The organism is Acholeplasma equirhinis (assembly GCF_017052655.1).
GTDB lineage: Bacteria > Bacillota_I > Bacilli_A > Acholeplasmatales > Acholeplasmataceae > Acholeplasma > Acholeplasma equirhinis.
Map to the genome: position 1 here is coordinate 44,803 of NZ_JAFIDC010000002.1, position 17,772 is coordinate 62,574.

Annotated in this window: 18 protein-coding genes; 17 read left to right on the forward strand and 1 reads right to left on the reverse strand. The window is 33.6% G+C overall.

The annotated features are described in order from the left end of the window. The first annotated feature begins 192 nt into the window (after positions 1 to 192). From JV173_RS06460 to sufB, 13 genes are all read left to right on the forward strand, one after another. Positions 193 to 1,161: an ABC transporter permease gene (locus JV173_RS06460; RefSeq protein WP_205735490.1), complete on the forward strand. Its 969-nt coding sequence runs from the start codon at positions 193 to 195 to the stop codon at positions 1,159 to 1,161. After that, positions 1,158 to 2,555 carry an ABC transporter permease gene (locus tag JV173_RS06465; protein WP_205735491.1) on the forward strand — a complete coding sequence of 466 codons (1,398 nt, stop codon included), beginning with the start codon at positions 1,158 to 1,160 and terminating at the stop codon, positions 2,553 to 2,555. The genes JV173_RS06460 and JV173_RS06465 overlap by 4 nt, the downstream gene beginning before the upstream one ends. Then, positions 2,555 to 3,589 (forward strand): ABC transporter ATP-binding protein, encoded by a 1,035-nt coding sequence (locus tag JV173_RS06470; RefSeq protein ID WP_205735492.1) that lies wholly within the window; start codon positions 2,555 to 2,557, stop codon positions 3,587 to 3,589. Before JV173_RS06465 ends, JV173_RS06470 begins: the two co-directional genes overlap by 1 nt. Beyond that, the gene (locus JV173_RS07115) at positions 3,586 to 5,436 is read left to right on the forward strand and encodes an ATP-binding cassette domain-containing protein (protein WP_205735493.1); all 1,851 of its coding nucleotides are present in this window, start codon (positions 3,586 to 3,588) and stop codon (positions 5,434 to 5,436) included. The genes JV173_RS06470 and JV173_RS07115 overlap by 4 nt, the downstream gene beginning before the upstream one ends. A 15-nt stretch (positions 5,437 to 5,451) precedes the next feature. Further along, positions 5,452 to 6,273, forward strand: a complete 822-nt coding sequence (locus tag JV173_RS06480) for an InlB B-repeat-containing protein (RefSeq protein ID WP_205735494.1) — start codon at positions 5,452 to 5,454, stop codon at positions 6,271 to 6,273. After that, positions 6,258 to 7,037, forward strand: coding sequence for a hypothetical protein (locus tag JV173_RS06485; protein ID WP_205735495.1), 780 nt, complete (start codon positions 6,258 to 6,260; stop codon positions 7,035 to 7,037). Before JV173_RS06480 ends, JV173_RS06485 begins: the two co-directional genes overlap by 16 nt. Further along, a complete protein-coding gene (locus JV173_RS06490) occupies positions 7,015 to 7,563 on the forward strand; it encodes a hypothetical protein (protein WP_205735496.1) in 549 nt (182 codons plus the stop codon). Before JV173_RS06485 ends, JV173_RS06490 begins: the two co-directional genes overlap by 23 nt. A gap of 11 nt (positions 7,564 to 7,574) precedes the next feature. Continuing rightward, positions 7,575 to 9,680, forward strand: a complete 2,106-nt coding sequence (locus JV173_RS06495; protein WP_205735497.1) for a leucine-rich repeat protein — start codon at positions 7,575 to 7,577, stop codon at positions 9,678 to 9,680. 80 nt (positions 9,681 to 9,760) lie between these two features. Further along, positions 9,761 to 10,528: a Fe-S cluster assembly ATPase SufC gene (gene sufC / locus JV173_RS06500; protein WP_205735498.1), complete on the forward strand. Its 768-nt coding sequence runs from the start codon at positions 9,761 to 9,763 to the stop codon at positions 10,526 to 10,528. A 2-nt stretch (positions 10,529 to 10,530) separates the two neighbouring features. Next, positions 10,531 to 11,397 (forward strand): SufD family Fe-S cluster assembly protein, encoded by an 867-nt coding sequence (locus JV173_RS06505; protein ID WP_205735499.1) that lies wholly within the window; start codon positions 10,531 to 10,533, stop codon positions 11,395 to 11,397. Continuing rightward, positions 11,397 to 12,599 carry an aminotransferase class V-fold PLP-dependent enzyme gene (locus JV173_RS06510; RefSeq protein WP_205735500.1) on the forward strand — a complete coding sequence of 401 codons (1,203 nt, stop codon included), beginning with the start codon at positions 11,397 to 11,399 and terminating at the stop codon, positions 12,597 to 12,599. Before JV173_RS06505 ends, JV173_RS06510 begins: the two co-directional genes overlap by 1 nt. 11 nt (positions 12,600 to 12,610) lie before the next feature. Beyond that, complete coding sequence (gene sufU / locus JV173_RS06515; protein WP_276208435.1) at positions 12,611 to 13,045, forward strand: Fe-S cluster assembly sulfur transfer protein SufU; 435 nt, start codon at positions 12,611 to 12,613, stop codon at positions 13,043 to 13,045. Positions 13,046 to 13,048: 3 nt separating this feature from the next. Then, positions 13,049 to 14,458: a Fe-S cluster assembly protein SufB gene (sufB, locus tag JV173_RS06520; RefSeq protein WP_205735502.1), complete on the forward strand. Its 1,410-nt coding sequence runs from the start codon at positions 13,049 to 13,051 to the stop codon at positions 14,456 to 14,458. A 22-nt stretch (positions 14,459 to 14,480) separates the two neighbouring features. Here sufB and JV173_RS06525 read toward each other — a convergent pair whose 3' ends face one another. After that, positions 14,481 to 15,185 carry a hypothetical protein gene (locus JV173_RS06525; protein ID WP_205735503.1) on the reverse strand — a complete coding sequence of 235 codons (705 nt, stop codon included), beginning with the start codon at positions 15,183 to 15,185 and terminating at the stop codon, positions 14,481 to 14,483. Positions 15,186 to 15,262: 77 nt separating this feature from the next. Between JV173_RS06525 and JV173_RS06530 the strand changes: the two genes are divergently transcribed. The 4 genes from JV173_RS06530 (at position 15,263) to JV173_RS06545 (ending at position 17,771) form a co-directional block, all read left to right on the forward strand. Continuing rightward, on the forward strand, positions 15,263 to 15,664 hold the full coding sequence (locus tag JV173_RS06530; RefSeq protein ID WP_205735504.1) for a competence protein ComK: 402 nt from the start codon (positions 15,263 to 15,265) through the stop codon (positions 15,662 to 15,664). 93 nt (positions 15,665 to 15,757) lie between these two features. Then, on the forward strand, positions 15,758 to 16,957 hold the full coding sequence (locus tag JV173_RS06535; protein ID WP_205735505.1) for a phosphoglycerate kinase: 1,200 nt from the start codon (positions 15,758 to 15,760) through the stop codon (positions 16,955 to 16,957). Positions 16,958 to 16,959: 2 nt separating this feature from the next. Continuing rightward, positions 16,960 to 17,508 (forward strand): helix-turn-helix domain-containing protein, encoded by a 549-nt coding sequence (locus JV173_RS06540; protein WP_205735506.1) that lies wholly within the window; start codon positions 16,960 to 16,962, stop codon positions 17,506 to 17,508. Between the two features lie 17 nt (positions 17,509 to 17,525). Next, on the forward strand, positions 17,526 to 17,771 hold the full coding sequence (locus JV173_RS06545; protein WP_205735507.1) for an HPr family phosphocarrier protein: 246 nt from the start codon (positions 17,526 to 17,528) through the stop codon (positions 17,769 to 17,771). The last annotated feature ends 1 nt before the right edge of the window (position 17,772 follow it).

Genomic DNA, 17,772 nt, shown 5'->3' on the forward strand with positions numbered 1-17,772 from the left:
CCTGGGGTGAATAACATCTCAGGCGTATTATGTATGAAAAAGGGCTTTACACATTGTTTCATAGATTTTCACATCAAAGTATTTTTATAAATAAAAAGTAGTGAAAATTTCATTTTCATGTATAATAATATATAAACTAAAATTATCAGGCCCAAACTGGTGATTTTTGACTCAAAAAAAGGGAGTGTCTTTATGACTTCGTATCTATTAAAAAGAATGGGTCTCATGCTAATTACATTCGTCATTACAGTCTTTCTATTCTTTGTCTTCATTAAATTAATGCCAGACAACGTTGTAGAAGGTATTGGTGACAATACTTGGTATCAGACTCTAAGAGAAAAAGAAGGTTGGGATCAACCCATTCCGGTACAATTTGCATACTGGGTAAGAAATATCTTCACGGAAGGTTCTTTTGGTTTCTCACAACAAAAAAGAGCTGACGTTGGATCATATTATTTCTCAAAAATCCCAGCATCAATTCAAATCAATATCATCCCTTATTTCTTATCAATTCCTTTAGCAATCGGTCTAGGGGTATTGGCTGCGCTATTTAAAAATAAGTGGATTGACCATGTGATTTCAATCGGTATCATGATCTTTATTTCTGTACCGTATTTCGTTGTGGTTGTTATCGTCCAATTCGTATTCTTCTTCCAATTAGGATGGATTCCGAGTCACGTTGTTGCTACTGCAGATCAATTCAATTCTGACTTCTGGTGGGGGGTATCAACATATATCATGCCAGTTATCGTGTTAACAATCGTGAGCGTACCAGGATTAGCAAGAAGCGTACGTGCTGAATTAACCGAACAACTAACGCAAGATTATATGTTGCTAGCTCGTTCTAAAGGTTTAACTTTAAGACAAGCAACATACAGACACGCACTAAAGAATGCATTAGTGCCTTTCTTACCAGGTATTTTCATCGGTATCATTGGTGTGATTAACGGTGGTTTAATCACTGAACGTCTATTCCGTGTAGACGGTACCGGTAAAATCTATTTAGATGCATTCAACTCAACACCACCAGATTATGCAATGCTTATGTTAATTAACACATTCGGTCAATTTATTGGTCTGTTATCAGGTATCGTTGGTGACGTATCATATACATTATTTGACCCTAGAGTTCGTGTGGGAAGTGGGAAGATTGCCTCATGATGAATATTGATAAAAACAAATTAGTCCTTGTTCATGATAAAAGTGATCTTATTAAGGACTTACCATTAGAAACTAAAGAAATTGGTTATTATCAAGACTCATGGAACCGATTCAAGAAAAACAAAGGTGCATTGGTAGCGTTTATCGTTATTTGCTTCGTGTTTTTCATGGTGCTCGTTGGGCCTTATATGAAACCGTATGATCTTCCAGAACGCGATCCAAACTTAGCATTACGTTTTAAATTTATTGAACCTAAAATTCCTTTCCTCGAAAATTTTGGTATTTTCGATGGCAGAAGAGAAGTTACTGCAGGTAAATATTTCTTAAATGCAGTTGCAAACTCACCTTATGGTGAAGGTGTTATTATCTCTGGTTTCCCTCAAGAATTAGTTGAGGATGTAAACCACCCAAATTATGCAGATATCACTGAGTTTACAGTGGTTGTTGACCACTATAAATTTGTCAACTATACACAAAGTTATATGCCAACAACATATTTTGGTAACCATGGTACTTTAGGATCTGATCCATTAGCACCTGTTATCGAAAACTTATCTCGTGCTCAATTTGAAGCTTATTTAGCAAGAAATATTATCATTGACGTGATTTCAATCACAGAATCACCAAATGCACAAGATCCTGCGAATCCATTTATCACATATAAAGTTAGAGTGGACCGCTTTAAACAAGCTTTAAACCAATTACCAGAAGATACATATTTCTGGTTTGGTACAAACGAACATGGACGTGATTTATTCACTGAAATTTGGAGAGGTGCTAGAATCTCTATCCTTATGGCAATCGGTATTGTCTTAATTAATGCTGTCATCGGTTTAACTATCGGTTCTATCGTTGGTTATTATGGTGGTGTTCTAGACTTGTTATTTGACCGTTTTGTTGAAATTGTTTCAGCAGTTCCATTCCTATCAGTTCTTGTCTTATTAACATTAAGATTTGGTACTGACCTATGGGTGATTATTGTTGCCTTCACAGCAACAGGTTGGATTGGCTCATATGGAACAGGTCGTATGCAATTCTACCGCTTCAAAAACCGTGAATATGTACTTGCAGCTAGAACACTTGGTGCAAGTGATGCGCGTATCATGTTTAAACACATCTTACCTAATACATTAGGTTTAATTGTGACCTCATATGCATTAGCAATTCCAGCATTCGTCTTCTCAGAAGCGACTTACTCATTCTTGGGTATCATCAACTATAAAGAAGCGATTTCTGTTGGTATGTTAATTCAACAAGGTCAAGCACAAATGCATTCATATCCTTATTTACTATTATTCCCATCAATTTATATTGCAATCTTAATGATCGCATTCAACTTGTTTGGTAATGGATTACGTGATGCGTTCAATCCATCATTGAGAGGTGTTGAATAATGAGCGATAAAATTTTAGAAGTTAAAGATCTCAAGATCTCATTTAAAACTCAATATGGTATCTTACAGGCAATCCGTGGTGTATCCTTCGATTTACATAAAGGTGAAACTTTAGCAATCGTTGGAGAATCAGGTTCTGGTAAGAGCGTCACATCTCGTGCAATCATGGGATTACTTGCTGGTAACTCAATCTACGAGGGTGGATCTATCATGTATCAAGGTAGAAACCTTTTAGAACTTCCAGAAGAATTATTCCACGAAGTTAGAGGATCAAGAATCTCAATGATCTTCCAAGATCCAATGAGTTCATTGAACCCAATTGTTAAAGTTGGTAAACAAATTTCTGAAGCCTTAATCTTTAAGATGGGCATGCCACAAGAAATGGCTAAGAAACGTGCTATCGAACTTATGGAACAAGTTGGTATCACAAATGCAGCTGCAAGATACAATCAATATCCATTCCAATTTTCAGGTGGTATGAGACAAAGAATTGTTATCTCAATTGCACTTGCTAATAACGCAGAAATTTTAATCTGTGACGAACCAACAACAGCACTTGATGTTACAATCCAAGGTCAAATTCTTGAATTAATTAACAAATTAAAGAAAGAACGTAACCTATCTATTATCTTTATTACCCACGACCTAGGGGTTGTTGCAAACATGGCAGACAGAATTGCTGTTATGTACGCGGGTAAAATTGTTGAAATTGGTAAGGCTGAAGAAGTCTTCTATAATCCTCAACATCCATATACATGGGCATTATTATCATCAATGCCTAACTTAGCAACATCTAAAAACTTAGATGCTATTCCTGGTACACCACCAAACATGATTTTCCCACCAAAGGGTGATGCTTTTGCTCCAAGAAATAAATATGCATTAGAAATTGATTTCGAAGAACAACCACCACTATTTAAAGTCACTGACACGCACTATGCTGCAACTTGGTTATTACACCCAGATGCACCTAAAGTTGAACTACCAAAAGCTGTTAAACGCCTACAAAAACAAAGAGGGAGCATTATCAAATGAACGATAACGTAGTAGATTACTCTCAAAAAGTACTCGAAGTTAAAAACTTAAAAAAATACTTCAACGTTGGCGTCGGAAAGAATAAGATTGCAATCCCTGCAATTGATGATATTTCTTTTGATGTTTATAAGCGCGAAGTCTTTGGTTTGGTTGGTGAGTCTGGATGCGGTAAGACAACTACTGGTAGAACGATTATTAAACTTTATAATCCAACTGAAGGTAGGATTGTCTTAGATGGTGTAACAATTGGTGCAGGTTACTTAAATCATGTGAATAACATTAAACGTATTAAAGAAGATATGCAAAATCAAATTTTAAATCTAGATCAAAGAAAACGTCAAATTGTATTATTACAAGACGAATTTAAAGAAAAGATATTAGATTTAAATATTGAATTAGATAAAGTTGAAAAGAAATTAGCAGCAGATATTAAAGCAGCTAATCATCCAATCGATGAGTATAAAGAAAAACTTTATACAATCAAAACACAATATAAATTAGATGTTGAAAACTTACAATTTGATTTCATTTTAAAGAAAAAAGATATTATTGTTCAAACTAAGAATTCAGCAGAAGTTGAATATCAAAATGAACTAAAGATTTTAGAAACTAACTACAATCGTAAGGTTGAAGGTTTAAAAGATTCTGCAGCACTTTCTAAAGAAACAATCGAAGAACGTCTTGCAACATTAAAATCTGAATATGAACAAACAGTTTCTGAATTAACTGTGACTTATGAACCAAAAATTAAAGAAGCAGCAGCACATATCTTAGATAAAAAAGAAGCAGCAAATCAAATTAAAGCACTATCACTTGATAAAGCAGAAAAAACAAAAGCAAGAAAAGCTCAATTTGAGAAAGATAAGTTAGATCTTGCTCAGCCAAATTTTGGTGCAATTTCTGATACACTAAAGAAATTAGCACAAGCTGCATCAGAAGAAAAAGCAAGAATTAAAGCTGAAATGAAAGCTGTTAAAGCAAAACTTAAAGCAGATATTCAAGCACTTCCTGTTGAAAAAGTTGATGCATCAGTTAAAGCTGAAAGAGCAGCAAAAATTAAAGAGATTAAAGCCTTAGCTGAAGAAAAGATTTTAGAAGAAAAAGCAATGATTTCAGAAGTTAAACACGTGAATAAGTCACATGATACACTTGTTGCTTCACAAAGAATGCAAATGATCTTCCAAGACCCGATTTCTTCATTAAATCCTAGAATGACTGTTAAAGAAATTATTGGTGAAGGTTTAACTATTCAAGGTGGATATTCAGATGAAGAGATTACTGAAAAAGTTGCAACTGCACTTGATTTAGTAGGTCTTGCACCAGAATATGCATCAAGATACCCACACGAATTCTCAGGTGGTCAACGCCAAAGAATTGGTATCGCTAGAGCATTAATTATGAATCCTAGCGTTATCATCGCTGATGAACCAATTTCTTCACTTGACGTGTCAATTCGTGCCCAAGTTATTAACCTTTTAACTGAATTAAAAGAAAGACTTGGCTTAACAATTCTATTTATCGCCCATGACTTATCAGTCGTTAAATTCTTCTGTGATCGTATTGCAGTTATGTACTATGGTAAGATTGTTGAAATGGCTCCATCAGAAGAGCTATTCAAAAATCCAATGCATCCATATACTGTATCATTATTATCTGCAATTCCTCAACCAGACCCAGATTATGAAAAAGGCCGTAAGAGAATTCATTACAACCCAGCACAACACAACTATCGTAATGATAAACCATCATTAAAAGAAATCTCTAAAGATCACTTTGTATACGCAAATGATCAAGAGTTTAAAACTATGAAAGAACAATACGCTAAAAATAGTGTAAATAAAGCATAAGGAGGCAATTGAAATATGAAAAAAATTAGTACTTTAATTATCAGTTTCCTTTTAGCCTTAACTCTCATTGCATGTGCTGATAAACAAATTGAACATGATACACTTTATGTATATTTTTTCACTGGTAACGGTGCTCAACCGTTAGCTAGTTTAGAAGATGTTGAACCAGGTGCTAAAATTGAAGTTCCACAAGATCCTGTTCGTGATGGATATGATTTTGTTGGATGGTATAAAGACCGTCAATTAACACAAGTTTGGGACTTTGATACAGATGTTATGCCAGGACAAAGTATTGTTCTATATGCTAAATGGGGTGTATTAGAAAGAAACATCATTTATGAACTATATGGTGGAGAATTCAACAACCCTGCAACTGTGCCTTATACATTCATGGCTGGTGATATTAAAGTCTTACCACAAGTGAAAAAAACAGGTTATCAATTTAAGGGTTGGTACTTATATGCACCAGACACAACTAAATATCCAAATACAGATGGTACAAAACCTGGAGATGCGGGTATTAACTCAATCCCAGCAGATCAAACAACTGACCTCTATGTTTATGCACACTACTCAGTCATTAAAGTAACTGTAACATATCGCCACAACCATCCAAACGGTGCATCATCAGGATTATCACATCCTAAGGCTGTAACATTTGCATATGGTACTGAAATCACTTATGGAGAAAATTTCCCAACATTCCCAGATACTGCGGGTTATACATTTGTTGGTTGGAATACCAAAGCTGATGGCACAGGTGATTGGATTAACGATGGTTCATTATGGACCAGAACTCAGCCAGTAACAATCTACGCACAATGGCAAGCAATTTAATTAATGACCAACTGAAATACTTTAAAAGAAAAAGAGATTTATATCTCTTTTTCATCTTTTTCAGTCTATTAATCTTCTTAATTACATATCCAATCATGTCATTACTTGAGGCAAGATTTGATGACATCGTTACAGTTTATCTCGTTTATTTATTAATTGGCACCATCTTATTTGTTGTCTTTAAATCAAAATTCTTAGTGCATGCAATGTATTACAAATACTACAAGATGCTAAGTGATGATCAAGGACCTTATAAAGTACCTATCAAACCATTTACACCATCATTTTATACAAGACTTCAACGTCAAGGGTTCCTTGATAAAGTAGAATATGATGACTTTGTTATATTCTATCAGTTTACTAAAAATTTACAAAGTGTCCGCTCCAGAAGACTTTCTTTTGTTGCGGTAATCTTAACAACCAAACCTGACTTTGATTTTTATCAACAAAAGGTAAATATTGCGCTTGATATGATATATTCAAATTATAGCGACAGAAAAAAGGTTAGAAATCAAATTGTATTACAATTTAGAAAGTATGACACATATTCAGAAGAAGCAAGAAATAGAGCGGATCAAATCATTAATTTCAATGAGACACAAAGTGCTTTAATTCAAATCAATTGTGACCTATATCTTAATGAAGGTGAAATTTATCACCTCCGTCCGAAAAAAGTTTATCCAAATAAATTTTATTACTATGCAACAAATATGATTCAAAAATTATGTGGAGTTGAAACCAGTGAATCAGGATCAAAACGATAAGAAAAAATTAAATAAAATGACGTTTGTCAAACAGGAATTAGTCATTGATGAATCCATTAATGAACCTGTTATCGAAGAAGAAAAAAAACAAGTTTCAGTACAAGATACGCTCACACCAGAAGAACGTCAAAAAAGAAAAAGAAAAGAGCAATTAAAAAAAGCTGGATTAGTCTTTCTATATGCATTGATTTCAAACAGTTTACTATTACTCTTTGGACTTGTATGGCAAAATGATTTTGCTACCCTTATGGCTTGGGGCGATTCATTATGGTTTGCTTTTGCACTTCAATTTGCTGTTGCTTGGATCTTAACGGTTTATAACATGAACCTGTTTTCACCTTTAATTCACGGAACAAAAACATTTTTATTATTATTTGTAGGTAAGAAACCAAAAGAAGATTATTACACTTTCATGATGAAGGTTCAGAATAATCAAATTCCTAAATTTTACATAGTAGCTGCTTATTTCTGTGCACTCATGGTATTAATACCAGCAATCATAACATTAATTATATTAATGGCGTAAAGGATGATCACATGAATCGAGTAGAGAACGAAAACTTTAGAGAAGGCTTAAAACATGAGCTTGGTCTAAGTGTTAAAAAAGATTATAAAAAAGCTTTAGAATTTTACAAAAAGGGTATGCATGAGGGACATTACATGTCTCGTAAGAAGGTATTAAATACATTACCAAATGTACCTTCTTTAATCATAGCAACCCTTTTCTTTATTGTTAGTATGACAATATCATTATTAAACAATGCTGTATGGGTGGGTTTACTCTTATCCTCTATTGTATTTGTTATCGTAGGTCTTGCTAACTTTAATAGATATTGGTATAAAACAGGTTACGCAAATATTGTTCATTATATGACACTCTATGGCTCAATGCTTGTTTTAATACCACTATCTACCTTACTGCCATACTATAATGGCGTCTCATACTTACCACTCACATTATTACTCATTATAGGATTCTTCGTGTTTGGGGCAGGTCTCGTATTCTTTATTTCAAGTAGAAATTTAAAGAATTTATTTGTTTTAATCAGCGGAATTTTCTTAACCTTAATTTCAACACTTGCATATACAATTAAAACACCAGATATGCTTTTCATATTTGATGACATTGATGCAGATACTGTGATGATTGTTGGGTACCGTTCAAGTGAAGTAGATGTTGTCATTCCAGAATCTGTCAACAATAAAAAAGTTGTTGCGATTGGGCCAAATGCATTTGCAAGCTCAGGTATTAGAACAATCGAAGTTGGACCACACATCAAATCTATTGGTAATTATGCGTTTGCCAATAACCCAACATTAATCTCTGCATATCTTGCAGATGGCATACAAATTGGTTCAGGATTGTTTTATAACGACTATAACTTATTAGAAGTACGTTTACCTTCAGATTTAAAATCTATTCCAAGTTATACATTCTACACAGCAACAAGATTGCCGCATGTAGAAATACCTAGTGGTGTAGAAACAATCGGTGCTTATGCATTTCATAAAACGAATGCAATTACTGCATTGAATTTACCGGATTCACTTTATTCAATTGGTGGATATGCTTTTTCTAATATGGCAAGTTTAACTGAAATTTCAATTCCTGAAGGTGTCATAGCATTTGGTAGTGGTATGTTTTCATTTACTGTAAACCTTGAAAGTTTTAATATTCCTGAAGGTGTTAATTATATTCCTGCATATTTCTTAGAAGGTAATCTGGGTATTACAGAACTTACAATCCCTGAATGGATAGAGTGGATTGGTGATGAAGCGTTCAAAGGTATGGCTAACTTAGAAAAAATCCATTTACATGATGAAATCGTCTATATTGGATCTGGTGCATTTAGAAACACCACATCCCTTAAAGAAGCCATTTTACCAGAAATGTTAGAAACCATTGAGCCATATTTATTCTTTAATAATCCAAGTTTAGAAGTGCTTTCAATACCAGATCACATCAAAGTGATTCCACAAGGTGCGTTTAGTGGCACAGCATCGTTAAAATCTGTAGTTCTACCAAGTGAATTAGAAGAAATTCACAGTAGTGCATTTGAAGGTTCTGGGTTAGAATCAATAACACTTCCAGATACTGTAAGGTATTTAGGTGGTAAAGTTTTTGCAAATAATAAGAACTTAGTAGAAATTACAATACCAGAGAATGTAACAAGAATTTTAGAAAGTGCATTCTTAGGTAATTCAAAATTAGAAGTCGTTAATATCTTAGGTGAAATTACTCATGTTGGTGACTATGCATTTAAAGATAATTCAAAATTAAAGACAATTACTTTCGGAGACTCACTCGTTGAGATTGGTAAATATGCATTCCAAAACGCAACCAGTCTCGAGACAATCGATGTAGGCAATAGTCTACAATATATTAGAAACTATGCATTTTATGGTGCAACAAATTTAGAATCAATTACACTACCGGATACAGTTTTACGTATTGAAGAAGGTGCATTTGGTCAAAATGCTTCACTTGAAACCATTTATATTGGAATCAATGCAACCCATGTGGGACGTTATGCATTCTTTGGATGTAGTAATTTAACGATTCAAACTGCATTTAGTTCAATTCCATCTGGATGGTCAGAGGACTTCAATCCTCACAATCGTCCCATAGTTTTTGGAGTTTAGTAAATGTGGTTGTATCCTACACCTTTAAAAGGTGTAGTGATGTTATAATGTTTTTGGAATATTTATAGAAGGAGTATATTATGGCAACTTTGACAATCAAAGACCTTCATGTCGAAATTGAAGGAAAAGAAATACTTAAAGGTGTGAATCTAGTTGTAAATTCTGGAGAAGTACACGCAATTATGGGGCCAAATGGTACAGGTAAAAGTACTTTAGCTTCTGCATTAATGGGTCACCCAAAATATGAAGTGACACAAGGAGAAGCTTTCCTTGATGATGCAAACCTTTTAGAACTTGAAGTAGATGAACGTGCAAGAGCGGGTTTATTTCTTGCAATGCAATATCCTCAAGAAGTTTCAGGGGTTACCAATGCTGACTTTATGAGAAGTGCAGTTAAAGCTGTTTCTGGTAAAGAAATGCCTTTAATTAAGTTCATTATGGAGTATGAAAAGAACGCAGCAGAATTAAAAATGCGCGAAGACTTACCACATCGTTATTTAAACGAAGGTTTTTCGGGTGGTGAAAGAAAACGTAATGAAATCTTACAACTTAAGACCTTAAAACCTAAATTTGCTATTTTGGATGAAATTGACTCAGGTCTTGATATTGATGCATTAAGAATTGTTGGTGAAAATATCAGCGGTATGATTTCAAAAGACTTTGGTTGTGTGTTAATTACTCACTACCAACGTATTTTAGATTATGTAAAACCTACCCATGTACATATCATGATTGATGGTAAGATTGTATTAACAGGTGGACAAGAATTAATTTCTAAGATTGATGCTTCTGGTTACGAATGGGTAAGAGAAGAACTTGGTATTCATTTCGAAGCTGGTAAAGAATAATTATGAGTCAAATTCTTTTAGGGAAAGATCAAACATTACCTAATGGTTTAAGTTTTGACGGAAACACTTTGGTTTTCGCAAAACGTAAAGTTTTTGAAGATACAGTTACAATCAAATTAATTGAAAGAACTGTAACAAACCTGAATGTAGTTGTTGAAGAATCAACCCAAGTTAAATTAATTTTAGATATTGAAGATCATCTAACTGAACCATCAAATTACCAAATCAATTTAGAAACAAAAGAAAATTCAAATGTTAAATTCTTATTTATAGCAGATATCCACAATGCACATAGTGATGTGTCATTTATGTCAAAGACATTAAGTGATTCAAATCTTGAATTTGTTGGTGGATTTATCTCAGATAAAGTAGATGTTAAATTACATTTAGACTTAAACGGTAAAGGTGCTAACCTTAAACTTAGAACAATTGCTGTTTCAAGTTTAAATCATGAACAAAATTTAGATGTTAGAATGGTCCATTATGCACCAATGACAATTGCTGAAATGTTAAACATTGGTATTGCAGGTGAAAATGGAATTGTTAGAATCAATGGTGTTGGTCAAATTGAACAAGGTATGAAACAAGCTTCAGATTTCCAAACACTTAAAGGGATCATCACAAACGATGCTGCTCAAATTGATGTCAACCCAATTCTAATTATTGATGAATTCGATGTTAAAGCAGGTCATGCTGCAACAGTTGGTAAATTAGAAGAAGATGTCCTCTATTACTTACGTTCTCGTGGTTTGTCTTTAGCTGAAGCACAAAAATTAATTATTAATGGTTACTTACAACCCGTCATTGATGAAATTGATGACGAACAAATTAAAAATCAAGTGATTACACTGGTGAATGAGAGAATCTAATGTTAAATGTAGATAGAATTAGAAAACAATTCCCTATATATAAAAAATATCCGGATATGGCCTTTTTTGATTCTGCTGCATCTAGCCTTAAACCAAAAGTAGTGATTGATGCAATGTATGACTACCTTGCATATAATGGAACAAATGTCCATCGTGGCGTATATGAACTTGCAAGTATCGCAACCGAACTTTATGAAGGTGCAAGAGGCGATATTGCTGGATTTATCAATGCGGAACAAGATGAGATTATTTTTACTAAATCAACCACACACGGGTTGAATATGCTTGCACGTGGCATGGATGATTTATTTGAACCAGGCGATGAAATTGTGATTTCAGAACTAGAACACCATTCAAATTTATTACCTTGGTTAGATTTATCTTATAGAAAACAACTCGTCGTAAAATTTATTCCACTTGATAATGGTAAGATTACAATTGAAAACTTCAAAAAAGTCTTATCAAAGAAAACTAAACTTGTTGTGACACATCATATTTCAAATGTGATGGGCTATATTACACCAATTGAAAAGATGATTAAACTTGCAAGTAAAGTTGGTGCAATGACAGTTTTAGATGCTGCACAAAGTATTGCACATTTACCAATTGATGTCAAAAAGATGGATTGTGACTTCTTAGTCTTTTCAGGACACAAGATGTATGGTCCAAATGGTATTGGTGTCTTATATGGTAAAAGATCATCGATTGCAAAAGTAAATCCTTCCGAATTCGGTGGGGAAATGGTTGATAAAGTCAAACTTGAAGGTTCAAGCTTCAAAGCACTACCTTATAATTTTGAAGCAGGTACACCGGCAATCGCAGAAGCAATTGGTTTACGTGAATCGGTCAAATTCTTAAAAAAGATTGGACTTAAAAAGATTCATCAACATGAATTAGAACTTAAAAAATATATCTTAGAAAAACTTGAAAATGAAGCTGATATTGAAATCTTTAATAAAGCATCAGATTCAGGGTTAATTACATTTAATATCAAAGATCTTCACCCACATGATACAGCAAGCTTCTTAGATCAATATAAGGTAGCAGTCAGAGCTGGTCATCATTGTAATCAATTAACGATGAAGTATCTTAATCAGGTTGCAACAGTGAGACTCTCAATTGGTATTTATAATAATTTTGCCGATTGTGATAAATTTGTTGAAGCAATTCTTGCAACCCGTGATTTCTTCAAATCACTTTGAAAGGATCAAATATGGACTTAAAGAACTTATACCGTGAAGTTATTATGGATCATTATAAGAACCCTCAAAACAAAGGTTTAGTCAATGATGCATCGTACCTCACAGTCCATCTGAATAACCCAACTTGTGGTGATGATATCGTCGTTCAGCTTAAAGTTGAAGGTGATACCATCATCGATCTAAAACAACAAGGTGTTGGATGTTCCATCTGTTGTTCATCAGCCTCAGTCGCATCCCAAACATTAATGGGATTGAAAGTTGCTGATGCACTTAAAGTCATCAATGAATTTTTCACATTAATTAAGGGTGAAGATTATGATGCAGATATCTTAGAAGGTGATGCAATCGCCTATCAAACAGTCCATCAATTTCCAGCACGTGTGAAATGCGCTACACTGGCTTGGAAAGCATATGAAAAAGGACTGGAATCTTACAAAGGAGAATGACCTATGGATGATACTAAAAAGAAAATAGATAATATTGTTGGTGAGTATCAGTACGGCTTTGTTACGCCATCTAAACCAATCATGGATACTGGTAAAGGTATTAATGAAGAAATTGTTGCTCAGATTTCTGGCATTAAGAATGAACCAAAATGGATGACTGATTTTCGTCTTCGTGCTTACAAACAATTTATGACATTAAAGAATCCTGATTGGGGTCCGGATTTATCATTTATTAACTTTGATGAATTTACATATTACATCAAACCATCAGATAGAGCTGAAACTTCTTGGGATGAAGTACCAGAAGAAATTAAAAATACTTTTGAACGTTTAGGCATTCCTCAAGCAGAAAGAAATTATCTTGCAGGGGTATCAACCCAATTCGAATCTGAAGTTGTTTATCATGCAACAAAGAAAGAATTAGAAGATTTAGGTGTGATTTATGTTGACACAGATACAGCGTTACGTGAATACCCTGAACTTGTTAAAGAGTATTTTGGTAAAGTTGTTCCACCAAACGACAACAAATATGCAGCATTAAACTCTGCAGTATGGAGTGGTGGTTCATTTATCTATGTACCAAAAGGTGTTAAGGTTACAAAACCATTACAATCATATTTTAGAATTAACTCAGATCAAATGGGTCAATTTGAAAGAACTTTAATTATTGTTGATGAAGGTGCATATGTTAACTATGTTGAAGGTTGTACTGCGCCAACATATTCAAAAGAATCACTTCACTGTGCAGTTGTTGAAATTATTGTTAAGAAAGATGCAACTTGCCGTTATACAACAATTCAAAACTGGTCAAGTAACGTTTTAAACTTAGTAACAAAACGTGCACATGTTTATGAAAATGGACATATGGAATGGATTGATGGTAATATCGGTAGCCAAATTACAATGAAGTATCCTTCATGTATCTTAATGGGAGAACACGCAAAAGGTACAACCATTTCGATTGCATTTGCAGGTAAGAATCAATGGCAAGATGCTGGTGCACGTATGATTCACTTAGCACCGAATACAACATCTTCAATTGTATCTAAATCAATTTCACGTGGTGGTGGTAAAGTTAACTACCGTGGTAAAGTAATGTTTAGTAAAAAAGCTAAAGGTTCTAAATCAAATATCGAATGTGACACAATCATCTTAGATGGTATGTCAACATCAGATACAATTCCAGTTAACGTCATTAAAAACAGTGATGTCTTCTTACAACATGAAGCAACCGTTTCTAAGATTTCTGAAGAACAACTCTTCTATCTCATGAGCCGTGGTTTAACCGAAGAAGAAGCAACTGAAATGATTGTTATGGGATTCATTGAACCATTCTCAAAAGAACTTCCGATGGAATATGCAGTTGAATTAAATCAACTCATCAAACTTGAAATGGAAGGCTCAATCGGTTAATAAAAATGGTAAGACAATTGTCTTACCTTTTATTTTTAATTTCAGCTTGTTCAAATCTTGTAAGATCACTTTTAATATCTTTTATGAAAGTGTCGACAAGTATTTGATTTAGTTCGTCAAACTGATGTTTTGTGAGTTGAACTTCATTGATTAACATGAGCACTTTATATGCAATCATATCCCACATATGGATAAATTTATCATTGATAAGAAAGTTACCATCTAAGTCAAAATCAATATCATAATCTTGAATTAAGTTAAAAGGAAAATGAATGAGACCTTGTTTATTAAATGCATGAAAATTGGTTAGAATATTTGATAATCCATCAATGATACCAAGGGTTTCAATGAGCTTTAAAGGTTTTTGGAAACTATCACCAAGTGATAATAATAAAAATCCAAAACTTGATTGATGTGCAGTATATAAGTATAAATCATCAAGTGTTTTTACGCGAGGATTTTTTAAATATAAAGACTTGAATTTTACAAATTCTAATAAAACCTCAGGATAGAATTTATAACCTGGGTTGATTGCTTTTCTAAGATCTTTAAATAAAGGATCTTTTTTTGTATGACCATTCATAAAAGCTTTCAAATCATTTGCATATTGGTTACAAGCTTCTATAGATTTAAACTTTTCAATATTATGTAAATGTTTAGTAATAGTTTCATATAAAAATTTAATTTGTTTATCTTTAATGGGTTTAAAATAAGAAATTTGAAGCATAATTGGAAACCTTTATGATGACCCTTTCTTTTTCTTATTATAACATTATAATATGAAATATTAAGAAGGTAATTAAAATGATTTATTATATTAAAAATGATTCTTTAGGTGGCATTTCTTATCCTGAAGGTAGGGTCCTTGGAAGAAGTGCATATGGTGCGATAAAAAATCTTTGTATGAAACATCTGTTCTCACTAGAAGGCTATTTAAAGGCAGTTAAAGAAACACTCAATCTGGGTTATAAAATACCAATTATTGTCTCTGAAGAAATAGTCTTTTTTCATACGGGAAGTTTGAAAAGTTATGAGTCAATTTTTATTAATTTTTTCGCAATAGAAAGCATTGAATCTAAGGGTGAAAATCTATGGATACACTTTAGCAAAGATGAAACCTTAGAAATTCCAATGAAAATGGAAGAATATAAGCGAATTGAACGCGCTATATTTAATATATTTAAATATAAAGAAAGTTTAGTATGAATACACTTTCATACACTTCACTAATGAAATCTGTTATCGTCTCATGGTATAATATCAACTGGTGAAACGATAAATATTAAAAGGAGAATAATCATGGCTAAAAAAACTGTAAGAGATCTTAATTTGAAAGATAAAAAAGTACTCGTACGTGTTGACTTTAACGTGCCACTTGCTAAAGATGGTTCAATTACTGACGATACACGTATTGTTGCTGCATTACCTACAATTGAGTATGTGATCGCTCAAGGTGGTAAAGCAATTCTTTTCTCACACTTAGGAAGAATTAAGACTGAAGAAGATAAAGCAACTAACTCAATGAAACCAGTTGCTGAAAGATTAAGTCAATTAATCAATAAACCAGTTAAGTTTGTTGGTGTAACACGTGGTAAAGCATTAGAAGATGCAATCGCTGAAATGAAATCAGGTGATGTGTTAATGTTTGAAAATACACGTTTTGAAGACTTAGATGGTAATAAAGAATCTAAGAACAATGATGAACTCGGTAAATACTGGGCTTCATTAGGTGATGTATTTGTTAACGATGCGTTCGGTACAGCACACAGAGCACATGCTTCAAACGTTGGTATTTCTGCAAACATTAAAGAAGCTGTTGCTGGTTTCTTACTTGAAAAAGAAATTAACTTCATTGGTGGAGCATTAGAAAACCCTAAGAGACCTTTTGTCGCAATCTTAGGTGGTGCTAAAGTTTCAGATAAAATTGAAGTGATCCAAAACCTATTAAAGATTGCTGATAAAGTTTTAATCGGTGGTGGTATGGCATTTACATTCTTAAAAGCACAAGGCTTTGAAGTCGGTAAATCATTAGTAGAATTAGATAAAGTTGATTTAGCAAAAGAATTATTAGAACAAGCTAATGGTAAAATTGAATTAGGATTCGATGTAGTAACAGGTAAAGCATTTGATGCAAATACTGAAACAAACGTTCGTGATTTCGATAGTATCCCAGCTGATGAAATGGGCTTAGACATTGGTCCTAAGACAGTTGAAAGATTCAAAGAAATTATTTCAAGTGCTCAAACAGTTGTTTGGAACGGACCTCAAGGTGTGTTCGAAATGGAGAAGTTTGAAAATGGAACTAAACAAGTTGCATTAGCACTTGCTGAAATTTTCCCTAACGCAACAACTATCGTTGGTGGTGGAGATTCAGCAGCAGCAGTTGCAAAATTTGATCTAGAATCTAAATTCTCACACATCTCAACAGGTGGCGGTGCTTCACTTGAATACCTAGAAGGTAAAGTGTTACCAGGTATCGCTGCTGTTCACGAAGCCTAATGATGTTAGACATCGGCAAGAAAATCAGGGCTTTAAGACTAGGAAATAATCTAACCCAAGAAGAACTTGCTAATAGATTAGAATTAACAAAGGGTTATATCTCTCAACTAGAAAACAACTTAACATCCCCTTCAATTCAAACGTTATTTGCAATACTTGAAGTCTTGGGGGTTGAACCTTACGAGTTTTTCTCGAAACCAGAAGATGAAGATGCTAAAATCGTATTTACGAAGGAAGATTATTACGAGAAAGAGTCACCTGAATTAGGTTCAGTCATTTCCTGGATTGTACCAAATGCCTTAAAATATGAAATGGAACCAATCATTATCGAAATCAAACCTGGTGGTCAATCAACAATTGATGATTCGCATCCTGGTGAAGAATTTGGTTACGTATTAGAAGGACAAGTGACCCTTGTCTTAAATAAAAAGCGCTTCATTGTAAAAAAAGGCGAAACCTTTTACTACATGGCAAATAAAGAACATTATATAATAAATACAGGTAATAGTATCGCTAAGGTACTATGGATTTCTACCCCACCTATGTTTTAGAAATAAGGAGAGATACTATGGAAAAAGAAATTATCATTGGTTCAACTGCTGGTTTACACGCTACATTAGCAGCTAAAGTTGTTCAAACAGCTTCAAAATATGCAGTTGACATTAAACTATATTACAAAGACAAGACTGTTGATTTAAAATCTATTTTAGGTCTAATGAGTTTAGCAGTTCCTAAAGGGGAAAACGTTAAAATTGTTGCATCAGGTCCTCATGCTGAAGATGCGATCAAAGATATTGCAGCAATCTTAGGCTAAA

What these genes read in the sequence shown, in the direction of transcription:
- JV173_RS06460 (WP_205735490.1), top strand. Translation starts at nt 193, where the DNA reads ATGACTTCGTATCTATTAAAAAGAATGGGTCTCATGCTAATTACATTC.
- JV173_RS06465 (WP_205735491.1), top strand. Translation starts at nt 1,158, where the DNA reads ATGATGAATATTGATAAAAACAAATTAGTCCTTGTTCATGATAAAAGT.
- JV173_RS06470 (WP_205735492.1), top strand. Translation starts at nt 2,555, where the DNA reads ATGAGCGATAAAATTTTAGAAGTTAAAGATCTCAAGATCTCATTTAAA.
- JV173_RS07115 (WP_205735493.1), top strand. Translation starts at nt 3,586, where the DNA reads ATGAACGATAACGTAGTAGATTACTCTCAAAAAGTACTCGAAGTTAAA.
- JV173_RS06480 (WP_205735494.1), top strand. Translation starts at nt 5,452, where the DNA reads ATGAAAAAAATTAGTACTTTAATTATCAGTTTCCTTTTAGCCTTAACT.
- JV173_RS06485 (WP_205735495.1), top strand. Translation starts at nt 6,258, where the DNA reads ATGGCAAGCAATTTAATTAATGACCAACTGAAATACTTTAAAAGAAAA.
- JV173_RS06495 (WP_205735497.1), top strand. Translation starts at nt 7,575, where the DNA reads ATGAATCGAGTAGAGAACGAAAACTTTAGAGAAGGCTTAAAACATGAG.
- sufC (WP_205735498.1), top strand. Translation starts at nt 9,761, where the DNA reads ATGGCAACTTTGACAATCAAAGACCTTCATGTCGAAATTGAAGGAAAA.
- JV173_RS06505 (WP_205735499.1), top strand. Translation starts at nt 10,531, where the DNA reads ATGAGTCAAATTCTTTTAGGGAAAGATCAAACATTACCTAATGGTTTA.
- JV173_RS06510 (WP_205735500.1), top strand. Translation starts at nt 11,397, where the DNA reads ATGTTAAATGTAGATAGAATTAGAAAACAATTCCCTATATATAAAAAA.
- sufU (WP_276208435.1), top strand. Translation starts at nt 12,611, where the DNA reads ATGGACTTAAAGAACTTATACCGTGAAGTTATTATGGATCATTATAAG.
- sufB (WP_205735502.1), top strand. Translation starts at nt 13,049, where the DNA reads ATGGATGATACTAAAAAGAAAATAGATAATATTGTTGGTGAGTATCAG.
- JV173_RS06525 (WP_205735503.1), bottom strand. Translation starts at nt 15,185, where the DNA reads ATGCTTCAAATTTCTTATTTTAAACCCATTAAAGATAAACAAATTAAA.
- JV173_RS06530 (WP_205735504.1), top strand. Translation starts at nt 15,263, where the DNA reads ATGATTTATTATATTAAAAATGATTCTTTAGGTGGCATTTCTTATCCT.
- JV173_RS06535 (WP_205735505.1), top strand. Translation starts at nt 15,758, where the DNA reads ATGGCTAAAAAAACTGTAAGAGATCTTAATTTGAAAGATAAAAAAGTA.
- JV173_RS06540 (WP_205735506.1), top strand. Translation starts at nt 16,960, where the DNA reads ATGTTAGACATCGGCAAGAAAATCAGGGCTTTAAGACTAGGAAATAAT.
- JV173_RS06545 (WP_205735507.1), top strand. Translation starts at nt 17,526, where the DNA reads ATGGAAAAAGAAATTATCATTGGTTCAACTGCTGGTTTACACGCTACA.